The organism is Bacteroidia bacterium (assembly GCA_025056095.1).
Lineage (GTDB): Bacteria > Bacteroidota > Bacteroidia > JANWVE01 > JANWVE01 > JANWVE01.
In genome coordinates this window covers 1-13,542 of sequence record JANWVW010000016.1, presented here as the reverse complement: position 1 = coordinate 13,542, position 13,542 = coordinate 1, and the positions used below count along the sequence as shown (strand labels likewise).

Here is a 13,542-nt window from a genome sequence, read left to right as displayed (position 1 = left end):
GGGGCGTGCCCTTGTGGGCGTTTCGCTTGCGCTCATGCCCACAAGGTCGGCGTGCTACGGGCTACGCTATCGCTTCGGTGCTGCGCTTCGCTACGCACCGTGCTGACGCACGCCCTTCGCATGCCTCACGCAAGGGCTCTGAAACCATCGTTTCTTTGTTTCATATACCAAGTTTTAGCTTGTAAGTAGTTGTACTTCAAGCTCAAATAAGGTAAAGACATAACCGCACAGGTCAATTGCGTGAGGGGCATGGAGCATGCCGTTAGGCAGTACGAAGCGTAGCGAAGTACCGAAGCGAAGCGCAGTGCGGAATGCCCCGACCCTTGCGTCAGCAAGGGGCACGCCCAAGAAAATAACAAAAAATAAATTGTTTTTCAGACCTGATGTAACTTTGGGCGTCCCATGAGAAAATAGGAACGCCCGAAGCAATATTAAAAATCTTTCTAACTCTTTTCTAACCCCCTACTACAAACTTACTCGTCAATATTCCCTTGCTTGTTTTAAGTATGCATAGGTACATCCCTGAGGATAAATCTGTAATATCAATAGCAACATTGTACTTACCTGGACTAACAACTTGATTGATAACATTTTTCATAGTTTGTCCTACTACATTTGTAATAATAATTTCTACTTGTCCTGCTTCGCTTATGGCATAAGGGATGTTAATCTGTGTATATGCAGGGTTAGGATAAGGCTGTTCAAGAGTTATAGTATTTTGGTTATTTTCACTAATAGACACTGTAGAAGCGGCTTGCCTTAGTTTTGCATACCAAAGAGGATATTCAAAAGAAAATGTTGAGTCAAAAGCTGTAGTAGGTAGCATAACGCCAAAACTGCCCCAGCTTGGAGAGGGGTACTTGTATCTAGTAGGAGTGAGCAAAGGATAGCTCATATTATATCCTTTCACATAACCTGCATGCGGTCTTTCCGATAAAAGAGTATTACCATCATATATAGGGTAAGTATCATTTCCTCTTTCTTCCAAATAAATAGGTGAAAAGACACTTCGAGTAGCATTAGCGATGTTTACATCCAGCATGTCCATAGGTGTCCAGCTTTGACCAGGTTTATAGTACATAAAAATTACTATGTTCTTACTAGAACTGTCTGATCCTATTTTGGCGCCTGGAATTTTATATGGAGTAGTATACCCATAGCTAGCCATAGATATTTTTAACGATTTGGTTAAGAAGCTGGTATCACTTTGTCCGAGAGGTATTTTGTATAGTCTATACTGAGTAGGCGTAGCAGGAATGCGCCAAGTGTTTTGGTTAAATCCCAGTGCAGTGAAATTAACAGTATCCTCGCCATATCTATGGAGCCACAACGCTCCTGTAGGCGAAAAGAAATAATTTTCCCATGAGTTAGCGAGTCCCCCCCCTTCTGTCATCATAGGGGTTTGGGCAGGAATACCGACAGTAGAAGCAGGCGCTACATATCTAGAACAAGGTATAATTTGCAATACAACAGTATCTTTTATACTAGTTGGCATAGAAGGTGGGCGTTGATAGAAATAAGGAATTACTAATGAGTCAAGGTAGTAAGTATATACGCCTGATGTAGAAGTACCGCTTCTTAGTATTGTTAAATTAGAGGAACCAGGTACCAAGGAATTTCCAAATACTGTTGCACTAGGATCTAACATTAGTGCATATCCATGCAGCATGGGATATGCTACGGTAGGACCGAATCTTGCTTGAATGTTAGAATCGGGGAACATGTAAAAAATTTCAGGTAAAGAGCTATTACCATGTACAATTTGTGAAGCTTCAACATAGTTGTACCACCGCTCTCCAAGAGTTGTGGTTTTATAGTTTGTCCCATTTTGTTGAAGTAGCGGACTTCTTGGATAAGGTACCTCCTTTACTGCCTGAATAGACCATTTTGGGATTGAGATTGGCACCTGTAGGTTCTGTGCATACGTTACTGCTACTATAGATACAAGAGCAAGCAGATAAATTAACCTCTTCATAATACCTCCTTATCAGTAAAACTTATACAAAGTTACGCAGTTTTTTTATAAAAAAAAGTATAGACCTATAATGGTTAGTTTTTAGACACTTGGTGCATGTTAAGTCTATAAAATACAGTTTCATTTTTTGAGTGTACCCCTTGCTGCGCTCAGGTTGGGGTATTCTGCACACAGCCCGTAGCACGCCGACCCTTGTAGAGTATAAGCGCAGTGAAGTGTGAGCAAGGGCATGCCAAAAAATCAGAAACAAAAAATTAAACATTTATCCTTTCATAAAAACATATTTTAGTCCTTTGAAAAGTCTATTTATGCTTTTCTTAAATTTGGTAAAATCACCGCTATCAGCACAAAAACGGCACTTACTAATTTAAGCCAATGCGGTGATATACCTAACGTAAGCGAAAAACTAATAATTCCTTGAAATATCAAACAACCTATTACAGCAAAAAGAATACTATGAACTATTTTATTTAATCGCAATAAATGTTGAACAGCATCTCCCAGCATTAAGCCTGCTAAACCAGAAAGCATAACCCCTATGCCCATGTTAATATCCGAAAAGCCTTGATACTGTGCCATCAAACTGCCTGATAAAGCAATTACTGCATTAGAAATGACTAAACCTATAACCTTTAATTTATCTGCGGAAATGGCTAATTGGGCTAACATTTTCTCATTATATCCTACCGCACGCATGGCTAAACCTAAATCGGTTTGAAAAAAGTATATCCACAACAGAATAAAGCTACCCAAAAGCACAAAACTCACTCCTACCTCTGAATAATCCGCACTAAAAATAGTAGAATACTCTAGCAAAGGAACATTAGAACGCCCCATTATCCCAAGATTGATAGAGTATAGCCCCGTCATGACTAAAATACCTGTTAGTAGGGCATTTACCTTTCCCTTTGTATGAATTACTCCGCTGCAAAAACCTGCTATACCTCCTGCTACCATTGCCAAAAATAAAGTTAAACCGACAGAAAAGTGGTTTGTCAAGCCTATTGCTGTGATGCTTGCCCCCAAAGTATAGCTGCCATCTGCGGTAATATCAGGAATTTGAAATACTTTGAAAGAAATAAACACACCTAAGCCTAAAAGACCTAATAACATTCCTGCTACAATTGTGCTTCGTGCAAAATGGTATGAGCTGCGAAGTGGTAGTTTTGAAGCAGAAGTTTCTTTCTGTATCTTGTACTTAGCTGATAGAGTGGGATGTAGTACTTGCTTTCGTGTATGTACAATAGTAGGTGCGAGTAGAATTTTATTTTTAAGATAAAAAGCTGTCATTTTTCCCGATTGATAGCCCCATGCGTACATATCTGCGCCAAAAGCTGCTGTTGCACCTCTGCGAACTAAACCTGATTCAGAGGTAAATATGGGGACATTTCTTTGCTCACAAGATTGAAATATTGTTTCAAAAGAAGAAAAAATAATGTTATCTGGCAGGGCAAAAAACACATCTATTCCTTCAGATAGCAGAGACTCCACTACTACTTGCGTTTCCGAACTTTGCGTAACTGGTTTTACACGTACCTCCAGGTTAAGTATTTTACATTGTTTTTGTAGTCGCGCTAAAGCTTGAGTGGCATTAGGTTCAGATGCGTTGTAGATAGTACCTATACGTTTAGCTTGGGGCATCAATTGAGTAATAAGTGTAACGGCTGTATCTATGTAGTCCAAAGTTTCGTATGTACCTGATAAATTTTTAGGAACGGTATTAAGTTGCATCAGGTAAGGCTCAGGGGCAACCATCATAAAGATTGGGATGCTTTTAGTGGCGTTGATAGCTGAAAGTGTAGCTAAGGTAGTATTAGTAGCCAAAATATCCACAGGTTTATTGACTAAATAAGATTGAATAGTATTTAATGTAGCAATACTTCCCTGTGCGTTTTGGTAGATGACTTCAAGATTTCCTAATTTTTCACTGTATCCTTCTTGGGCTAGGGCGTCAAAATATCCTTTACGAGCTTCATCTAAGGTAGCATCTTCAATGGCTTGTACAAAGCCGATTGTAATCTTACGCTGTGCCCACGATATTTGAATTACACAAAAGTAGATAACCAATAGCCGAAAGTAAAAGTACTTATGCATATTTGCTGTAAAGGTACATAAAAAGTATGTTTTACTGCATGGATGCTAAAAGATGAAATTTTTTAATTTGGGCGTGCCCTTGCCCGCGTTTCGCTGCGCTCACGCGGGCAAGGTCGGCGTGCTGCGGGCTAGGTGCGGAATGCCCCGACCCTTGCGTTAGCAAGGGGCACGCCCAAAAAGAGAATAATCTTAAAAAAAATTAAGCGACCTTTTTAGTAGGCCGCTTAGGTTTAACAGTAGCAAATTATCTTTTAGTAACGGTAGTAATCAGGTTTGTAGGGGCCTTCTACAGGCACACCGATGTATTCAGCTTGCTCAGGAGTGAGTTCGTCTAACTCTACGCCTAGTTTTTTGAGATGCAAACGAGCTACTTTTTCATCAAGATGTTTGGGCAGCGTATAGACCTTATTTTCATACTTTTCACTGTTGTTCCACAATTCTATTTGTGCAAGAACTTGGTTAGTAAATGAAGTAGACATTACAAAAGAGGGATGCCCCGTGGCACAACCTAAATTCATTAACCTACCTTGTGCAAGCAAAATAATGTCTTTGCCGTCAATAGTGTATTTATCTACTTGGGGCTTAATTGTATCCCGAGTGTGTCCGTAGTGTTTGTTTAGCCAAGCTACATCAATTTCAGTATCAAAATGTCCGATGTTAGCTACGATAGCTTTGTCTTTCATTAAGCGAAAGTGTTGTTCTGTGATAATGTTGATATTACCTGTAGCTGTTATGATGATGTCAGCTTCTTTAACTGCATCTATCATTTTTTTGACTTCGTAGCCTTCCATAGCTGCCTGTAAAGCACAAATAGGGTCAATTTCAGTTACAATTACTCTTGCTCCTGCGGCACGAAGTGATTGGGCAGAACCTTTTCCTACGTCTCCGTATCCTGCTACTACGGCTACTTTTCCTGCAATCATAATGTCTGTTGCCCTGCGAATGGCATCTACACAAGATTCACGGCAGCCATATTTGTTATCAAATTTAGATTTGGTTACAGAATCATTGACATTAATAGCTGGAATGGGCAAGGTTCCTTTTTTCATGCGTTCATATAAGCGGCGTACGCCTGTGGTGGTTTCTTCGGTAATTCCCCTTATACCTTTGACTAAATGAGGATATCTGTCTAAAACCATGTTAGTTAGGTCGCCCCCATCATCTAGGATCATGTTAAGGGGTTGCCCATCCTTGAAAGCAAACAAGGTTTGTTCTGTGCACCAGTCTGCTTCTTCGAGGGTTTGTCCTTTCCACGCATAGACAGGAATACCTGCAGCAGCTATAGCGGCTGCGGCATGATCTTGAGTAGAAAAGATATTGCAGGAAGACCAAGCTACTTCTGCACCTAACTCCACCAAAGTTTCAATCAATACGGCAGTTTGTACCGTCATGTGTAGACATCCTGCGATTCTTGCCCCTTTGAGGGGTTTTATGTTTCTGTACTCTTCACGTAATGCCATTAGTCCGGGCATCTCTGCTTCGGCTAGCTTAATTTCTTTTCTACCCCACTCTGCTAAGCTAAGGTCTTTTACTTTATACTTGACCGCTGTTTTTTCTATTACTGACATAAGTATTGATAATACAATAATTTATGCAGCAAAGTTCGCAATTTTGTTAAAATTATGAAAGAAAAAAGAGAAATTATTTTGCCCTTGTACTACTTTCCGAATATATGGTGGTGGAATGAATATATACAAGCAGATACGGTTTATTTTACGAACATGGAGAGATATCGTAAGCAGTCTTTTCGTAACCGTGCTTGTATAAAAAATCCACAAGGTAGATTGAATTTGAGTATTCCTGTATCACACTATGCTGTTAATGAGCAATATGCCGCTATCAAGGCAGCTAATCAAAGTTGGAAAAAATACCATTACAAAAGTATTTATCACAACTACCGTAAGTCTGCTTTTTTTGAGTACTATCAAGAGGACTTGAAAAAATTTTTTGACTCTCTCGATACTTATTGGATTTGGGAAATTGCATGGCACAGTATTGAGTGGTTATTATGGAAAATAAAAATTCCTGCTAAGCATGTTTGGCTGAATGACTTAGAAGGTATTTCAGTGGATTTTGTAGAATGTATGCCTTCTTGCCAAAATAACTATATGGTTAGACCTTACTTTCAGCTTTTTGGTGAGTTTATTCATAATTTGAGTGGATTAGATGCTTTATTTTGTGCGGGAAAAGAGTATTTTCATCAAATTTAAGAGCATGTGCAATTTTGTTGAAAAGATAATTCTAAAATACACCTTAAAAAGTGTGTGCAAACTATTTGAGAGGTAGTTTTAGTCTATTTTTCCATAATTTCAAATTCTGTGCGCCTATTTTTAGCACGCCCTTCGGATGTACGGTTATCGGCAATAGGTTGGCTACTTCCAAAACCTTTGCTACAGAGTTGTTTTTTGTCTACTCCTTGCGTAATTAAATACAACATAACTACTTTTGCCCTATTTTCAGAAAGAATGAGATTATCTTGTTCATTTTTACTGCCTACATCTGTATGCCCATTGATGCGCACTTTTACAGTAGGATTTTTTTTAAGATATGCTGCAAATTCTTGTAGATACTTGTATGAGCTATCGGCTAATTTAGTGCTGTTAGGTTCAAAGTAAATGTTTTTGAGTATCATTTTTTTACCTACCTCAATTCTTTCTAAAAAGATATCTAACATGTTTTCATATTGATTTTCAGGGATAAAAATTTCAGCTTGGTAAGGTAAATAGTCTTGTATTTGAATTTTTAATGTATGTTTACCTGATGTTATTTGGCGTTTATACTTACCTTCTGTATCTGAAACAAGTGAGGGAGCGATTTCTTCATCTATCTGTATAGGTACGTTTGAAATGAACTTACCTGTGTTCTTATCCTTTACTATACCTTGTAAAAAATAGGTTTTAGTAGGAGTAAATTTGTTTTCAGTAGTTAGGTTTTTCTGTGTGTTTGATTTGGGTTTGACTACAAGCAATTCTTTGTTTTGTTGTTCTTTTTGAGGGATAGGTTTAGGTTTAATTTTGCGAATGCAGTTATTTCTATAATCACAAACGTAGATATTTTCTTGGGCATCTGTAATTATCTCTACGGGTGAGTTGAACATGGCTGTTTTAGCTTCGCCATCTTTCCATCCAATTTTTCCTGAACCTGCTAGTATAGTAACGTATTTTTTTTCTACATCTACTTTGAATATAACATTTGAGCCACCATCTGCAATGTAAATTTTTTTAGCATCAGGGGATATAGCTACTCCCCCACCTGTGTTATTTAAGGTACTGGCGAAATTTAATCTTTTGCGATTGTAATATACTGTGCTGTCTACAAAGCCTCTAAAATCTGTATGCAAGTAAGTGGAAACTATACCATCAGGAGTAATTTTGCGGATAGCCTTGTTATTTGCATCTACTACGTAAAGATTATCATACATATCAATACAAATACCAATCGGACTATCAAACGTAGCTTCTTTGCCTTTTCCATTTGTAAAACCTGCCATACCGTTACCAGCAAAGGTGGTTACTATTCCTTCGGGAGTCATCTTACGAATAGCATTGTTATGGGAGTCTAAGATATAGATGTTGTTTTTACTATCTGCTACTAATCCAATAGGATAGTTGAATTTAGCGTCTTTACCTTTGCCATCTTCAAAACCTGCATCAGGGGAACCTGCTATAGTACTTACTGTTCCGAGTAAGGTAATTTTACGAATACAGTGATTGTTGTAGTCTGCAACATATAAATTACCTAATTTATCAAAGCACAAGCCGTGAGGTCCGTTGAATAGAGCTGTGGTTTTTCTGCCATCTAAAAGTCCTGATTGTTTAGGTACACCTGCGTAAGTGCTTACTGTACCATCTGCATGAATTTTGCGGATAACATGATTGTTTTCGTCAGCAAAAAATACATTACCTAATCGATCAGCACATATTCCGTTAGGTCCGTTTAGAATACTTTTAGTTCCTATGTCATCTTTGTAGCCTGGGGTACCATTGCCTGCTACTGTGGTTACAATGTATCCTTGCCCAAAAAGATAGTAACTGCATAGCCAAAATATACTAACGCCAATACTTTTAATAATACCCATATTTTACAAAATTACTACTATTTTGAGATATGTTAGAAAACGGCTTGTGTTTGTAAGAGTATGCTTTTCGTAAAAGTTCGTTGATTTAGTCAATTTTCTGCACTCTATATACTATGGGTTACGTATTTTTTTAAGTACAAAAACGCAAGTCTTTGATAGATAGCAGTTTGTAAAAAAATGTTTGCAATTTTAGTAGTAATTAAGTATATTTGCATATATTTAACTCGGAAAAAGTATGAAAGTCTGTTTTGTTTTTTTTCTATTCATAATTATAGGATATTGTTTTGGATTGGCGCAAACGGGCAATACACTGGGTGTAAAAACTAAGCCTGAAGGTTTCAGAAACCATGCTTGGGGAAGTAAACCTACCGAGTTAAATATTATTCGTTATGTACGTAAGAAAGACATTGCGGAGCAAAAGCCCAACTTTGACCCTGAACCTGGTTTTGACTATTTCAAAGATGATATGGAGCAGTTGGATCTAAAAGGTGTCAAATTAGAAGCAATATGGTATTCATACAATTATAGGGGTGGATTATCACAGGTTATTCTTTTGTTAGAAAATGATGCGGACGGTCCTAGAATGCTTCAAAACTTAATCAATTACTATGGAAAACAAACTGAAATTAAAAACGTGAACGCCAATACTACGATACATTATTTTAAGTATCGTGAAGATACTTATGTGGAGTTTCATCAATATAAAGTAAAAGAAAATCCTACTATGGAGGACTTACAAAATGCAGATGGCAGGGCTAAGTCTTACGTAAAGATATATTCAAAAACACAAACGGCTTTGCAGCTTTCAGAAAATAGGCGAAAAGGTTGGGAGTAATAACAAAAAATTAACTTACATTATCTTATTTATTGTCAGCTAGTTAGGCTTCAACTTGAAAGTTACTCTTGGTTCTTATGATAAAAATAAGTACCTTTGCCCGCTTATTTAAGGAAGCACTCAATTGAGTATGTCTGTACAGAAGAAAGACTTCAAAATCAAACCAAACTTTACCAAAATTACAATCAGCTTAGCTTCCCCCGAAATGATTCAAGAGCGTTCCAGAGGGGAAGTATTAAAGCCAGAAACCATCAATTACAGAACTTACAAACCTGAAAGAGATGGTTTATTTTGCGAAAAGATTTTTGGTCCTGTAAAAGATTGGGAATGTCATTGTGGAAAGTATAAAAGAATTCGCTATAAAGGTATTGTGTGTGACCGGTGCGGTGTAGAAGTAACCGAAAAAAAAGTACGAAGGGAACGTATGGGGCATATTGAGCTTACTGTACCTGTAGCTCATATTTGGTATTTTCGTTCATTACCTAACAAAATAGGTACATTGCTTGGTATGCCTACTAAAAAGCTTGACCAAGTCATTTATTATGAAAGATATCTTGTTATACAGCCAGGTAGAGTAGGTGAAGAGCGTGGGTGGCAAGCTATGGACTTGATTACCGAAGAAGAGTATTTAGATGCAATGGAAAGCATGACCAAAGAAGAGCAGCTCTTGGACAACGACGATCCCCGCAAATTTATTGCTAAAATGGGTGCTGAAGCCCTTGAAATAGCGCTCTCTCGTTTAGATCTTGAGGTACTGGCAGCTGAGCTTAGACAGCAAGCTAACAATGAAACTTCTCAACAAAGAAAAATAGAAGCTCTAAAAAGGTTAAAAATTGTCAATGCTTTTCGTAATGCTAACAAGAATGTAGAAAATCGTCCCGAGTGGATGATTATGCGAATTATACCCGTTATTCCGCCTGAGCTCAGACCTTTAGTCCCTTTAGATGGAGGTAGGTTTGCTAGCTCAGACCTTAATGACTTATATCGTAGAGTTATCATCCGCAACAACCGATTAAAACGTTTAATTGAGATTAAAGCCCCAGAAGTTATTCTACGCAACGAAAAGCGGATGTTGCAAGAAGCAGTAGATTCTTTATTTGACAACTCTCGTAAAGTGAACGCAGTGCGTAGTGAGGGCAACAGGGCGCTTAAATCTTTGAGTGATATGCTCAAAGGTAAGCAAGGGCGTTTTCGTCAAAATTTATTAGGTAAAAGAGTAGATTATTCAGGTCGTTCAGTAATTGTAGTAGGTCCTGAACTTAAATTGAATGAATGTGGCTTGCCCAAAGCTATGGCTGCTGAACTATTCAAACCTTTCATCATACGCAAACTGATAGAAAGAGGTATTGTAAAAACAGTTAAAAGTGCTAAGAAAGTTGTAGATAGAAAAGATGCTGTAATTTGGGATATTTTAGAAAACGTACTCAAAGGACATCCTGTGTTACTCAACCGCGCCCCGACCTTACACCGGCTAGGGATTCAAGCTTTCCAACCCAAACTAATTGAAGATAAAGCTATACGCTTACATCCTCTTGTTTGTACAGCTTTTAACGCCGATTTCGACGGGGACCAAATGGCTGTCCACGTTCCTCTTAGCCAAGACGCAATAATGGAAGCTTCTATTTTAATGTTAGCTTCGCACAACATTCTCAACCCTGCTAATGGTCAGCCGATTACTGTACCCTCGCAAGACATGGTATTAGGAATTTACTACATGACCAAGCAGCGCAAAGGTGTAAAAGGCGAAGGAATGAAATTTTATAGCCCCGAAGAGGTTGTTATTGCTTACAATGAAGGCAAAGTACACCTAAACGCAAAAATATACGTACGCGTGCCCGTTTTAGAAAATGACAAGCTTGTAACAAAAATGATACACACTTCTGTAGGTCGCGTGCTTTTCAATGAAATTGTACCAAAAGAAATAGGCTTTCAAGATAGATTACTTACTAAGAACGCTATCCGGGAGATCATCGGACTAGTGTTCAAAAAAACCAATATGCAGCGTACAGCTTACTTTTTGGATGACCTTAAAAACTTAGGATTCCGTTTTGCTTTCAAGGGGGGATTATCGTTCAGCTTAGCCAATATCAAAGTACCCGAAGAAAAACAAAAATATATTCAAGAAGCCGAAGAAGAAGTAGCTAACATCAGAAATAACTATGACATGGGGCTTATTACTGAAAATGAACGCTACAACCAAGTTATAGATATATGGACAAAAGTAAACTCAAAAGTAACCGAAGCCCTATTAAAACAAATTTCTGAAGATGACGAAGGATTTAATCCTGTTTTCATGATGTTAGATTCAGGTGCAAGGGGTTCAAGAGAGCAAATACGGCAGCTAGGTGGCATGCGCGGCTTAATGGCAAAGCCCCAAAAGAACTTGTCAGGTTCAAGTGGAGAAATTATTGAAAACCCTATTTTGTCTAACTTCCGTGAAGGGCTAAACGTAATGGAGTACTTTATCTCTACTCACGGAGCAAGAAAAGGACTTGCCGATACAGCCTTAAAAACTGCCGATGCAGGTTACCTCACACGTAGATTAGTAGATGTGGCTAATGACGTAGTGGTTACTGAAAATGATTGTGGTACATTAAGGGGTGTTGAAACTTTTGCTCTCAAAAAGAACGACGATATTGTAGAAACACTTTACGAGCGTATATTAGGTAGAGTAACTGCAGCTGAAGTTTTACATCCTCAAACAGGAGAAGTAATAGTTCCTGAAGGCGTAGAAATTACCGAAGAAATTGCTGAAATGATAGAAAAGTTGGGTATAGAATCAGTAGTCATACGCTCAGTGTTAACTTGCGAAGCTAAACGTGGAGTTTGTGCAAAATGCTATGGCAGAAACCTTGCTACGGGTAGGTTGGTTCAAAAAGGAGAAGCGGTAGGAGTAATTGCAGCGCAGTCTATTGGAGAACCTGGAACACAGCTTACGCTTCGTACATTCCACACAGGAGGTGCGGCTTCACGAATCTCTGCTGAAAATGAAATAAAAGCTAAATATGAGGGTACAGCTCGTTTTGAGTCCTTGAACTTTGTAGAACGTACCGATAAAACCACAGGTCAAAAGCAACGGATTGTACTTTCTAGAAGAGGTGAAGTCCAAATTATTGATAATCAAAATAGAGTGCTCACTAGCCATCGTATTCCCTATGGGTCAGAACTTCGTATCAATGACGGCGATAAAGTAGATAAAAACACAATTATCTGTCAATGGGATCCTTACAACTCTGTTATTCTTGCAGAAGCCAAAGGTAGAGTACAATATGAAAACTTGGAAGAAAACGTAAACTTCCGTAGAGAAGTAGATGAAAATACAGGAACAGAAGAAATTATCATTATTGAAACTCGCGATAAGACTAAAAACCCATTATTGAGAATTATTCCAAGCAACAAAGAGGAGCTGATAAGCAAGCCGATTAACTTGCCTGTTAACGCTCACTTAGTTGCTGAACAAGGCGATGAAGTAGAACCTGGCGATATTTTAGTTAAAATTCCTCGCCAAACTGCCCGAACTAGAGATATCACAGGGGGATTACCTCGTGTTACTGAACTCTTTGAAGCACGCCAACCTTCTAATCCAGCCATAGTTAGTGATATTGATGGAGTGGTTTCTATCAGCCCTGACATAAAGCGTGGTAACCGCGAAGTTTGGGTAGAATCAGATAGTGGTGAAAAAAGAAAATATCTCATTCCTGTGGCTAAGCACATCTTAGTACAGGATGGGGACTACGTACGAGCAGGCGATGAACTTACTGATGGCGCCATCAGTCCGAGTGATATTTTACGAATTAAAGGACCTAACGCCGTACAAGAATACTTAGTCAATGAAATTCAGGAAGTTTATCGTTTGCAAGGAGTAAAAATCAACAACAAGCACATTGAGATTATTGTCCGTCAGATGATGCAAAAAGTAGAGATTGTAGACCCAGGCGACACAGAATTTTTAGAAAAAGAAGTAGTAGATAAGCAAGAATTTCAAGAAGCAAATGATAACTTGTGGGGTAAAAAGTACGTCATTGATGCAGGCGACTCTAAGAATTTGCGTCCAGGTATGATTGTTTCTTATGCCAAGATACGCGATGAAAACTCCACTCTAAAACGCAAAGATTTACGATTAGTGCAGTATAGAGATACCATTCCTGCTACAGCCCAACCTATTTTGCAAGGGATAACGACAGCATCATTAGGAACTCGCAGCTTTATGTCAGCGGCTTCATTCCAAGAAACTACCAAAGTCCTTAACGAAGCTGCTATTCAAGGGCGTGTAGATCACCTATTAGGATTGAAGGAAAATGTTATTGTAGGTCATCTTATTCCTGCAGGTACAGGTTTGCGTGAGTTCCAAGATATGATAGTGCATGTAGCTGAAAAGCAAGAAACTACTCCTCCGCCTGCTGTTACTACTTTAACCTCTGCTACTCGTAAAACAACAAGTAGGAAGAAGGTCTAAGATTTATTAGTTGTGGAAGTTAATTTGATTTTTTGGGCGTGCCCCTTGCTGACGCAAGGGTCGGGGCATTCCGCACTACGCTTCGCTTCGGTGCTTCGCTAACG

At 38.6% G+C, this 13,542-nt stretch carries 8 protein-coding genes; 4 read left to right on the top strand and 4 right to left on the bottom strand.

What is annotated here, in order from left to right; genetic code table 11:
- Positions 1-256 precede the first annotated feature (256 nt).
- Positions 257-406 carry a hypothetical protein gene (locus NZ519_02465; protein ID MCS7027605.1) on the top strand — a complete coding sequence of 50 codons (150 nt, stop codon included), beginning with the start codon at positions 257-259 and terminating at the stop codon, positions 404-406.
- Between the two features lie 48 nt (positions 407-454).
- On the opposite strand, the gene NZ519_02460 is transcribed toward NZ519_02465, so the two are convergent.
- The 3 genes from NZ519_02460 to ahcY all read right to left on the bottom strand — a co-directional run bounded on the left by NZ519_02460 (position 455) and on the right by ahcY (position 5,637).
- Positions 455-1,975, bottom strand: coding sequence for a T9SS type A sorting domain-containing protein (locus NZ519_02460; GenBank protein MCS7027604.1), 1,521 nt, complete (start codon positions 1,973-1,975; stop codon positions 455-457).
- Positions 1,976-2,281: 306 nt separating this feature from the next.
- Positions 2,282-4,069, bottom strand: a complete 1,788-nt coding sequence (locus tag NZ519_02455) for a hypothetical protein (GenBank protein MCS7027603.1) — start codon at positions 4,067-4,069, stop codon at positions 2,282-2,284.
- Between the two features lie 251 nt (positions 4,070-4,320).
- Entirely contained in the window at positions 4,321-5,637 is a 1,317-nt protein-coding gene (ahcY, locus tag NZ519_02450; GenBank protein ID MCS7027602.1) for an adenosylhomocysteinase, read from the bottom strand.
- 54 nt (positions 5,638-5,691) lie between these two features.
- On the opposite strand from ahcY, the gene NZ519_02445 reads away from it, so the two are divergent.
- The gene (locus NZ519_02445; GenBank protein MCS7027601.1) at positions 5,692-6,279 is read left to right on the top strand and encodes a WbqC family protein; all 588 of its coding nucleotides are present in this window, start codon (positions 5,692-5,694) and stop codon (positions 6,277-6,279) included.
- Between the two features lie 83 nt (positions 6,280-6,362).
- Here the strand turns inward: NZ519_02445 and NZ519_02440 are convergent, their stop codons facing one another.
- Complete coding sequence (locus NZ519_02440) at positions 6,363-8,147, bottom strand: OmpA family protein (GenBank protein ID MCS7027600.1); 1,785 nt, start codon at positions 8,145-8,147, stop codon at positions 6,363-6,365.
- Between the two features lie 289 nt (positions 8,148-8,436).
- On the opposite strand from NZ519_02440, the gene NZ519_02435 reads away from it, so the two are divergent.
- Positions 8,437-8,982 (top strand): hypothetical protein, encoded by a 546-nt coding sequence (locus NZ519_02435; GenBank protein ID MCS7027599.1) that lies wholly within the window; start codon positions 8,437-8,439, stop codon positions 8,980-8,982.
- A 130-nt stretch (positions 8,983-9,112) separates the two neighbouring features.
- Positions 9,113-13,438 (top strand): DNA-directed RNA polymerase subunit beta', encoded by a 4,326-nt coding sequence (gene rpoC, locus NZ519_02430; GenBank protein ID MCS7027598.1) that lies wholly within the window; start codon positions 9,113-9,115, stop codon positions 13,436-13,438.
- Positions 13,439-13,542: the final 104 nt, after the last annotated feature.

Coding starts and splice junctions, on each gene's coding strand:
- NZ519_02465 (MCS7027605.1), top strand. CDS start 257: ATGCCGTTAGGCAGTACGAAGCGTAGCGAAGTACCGAAGCGAAGCGCA.
- NZ519_02460 (MCS7027604.1), bottom strand. CDS start 1,975: ATGAAGAGGTTAATTTATCTGCTTGCTCTTGTATCTATAGTAGCAGTA.
- NZ519_02455 (MCS7027603.1), bottom strand. CDS start 4,069: ATGCATAAGTACTTTTACTTTCGGCTATTGGTTATCTACTTTTGTGTA.
- ahcY (MCS7027602.1), bottom strand. CDS start 5,637: ATGTCAGTAATAGAAAAAACAGCGGTCAAGTATAAAGTAAAAGACCTT.
- NZ519_02445 (MCS7027601.1), top strand. CDS start 5,692: ATGAAAGAAAAAAGAGAAATTATTTTGCCCTTGTACTACTTTCCGAAT.
- NZ519_02440 (MCS7027600.1), bottom strand. CDS start 8,147: ATGGGTATTATTAAAAGTATTGGCGTTAGTATATTTTGGCTATGCAGT.
- rpoC (MCS7027598.1), top strand. CDS start 9,113: ATGTCTGTACAGAAGAAAGACTTCAAAATCAAACCAAACTTTACCAAA.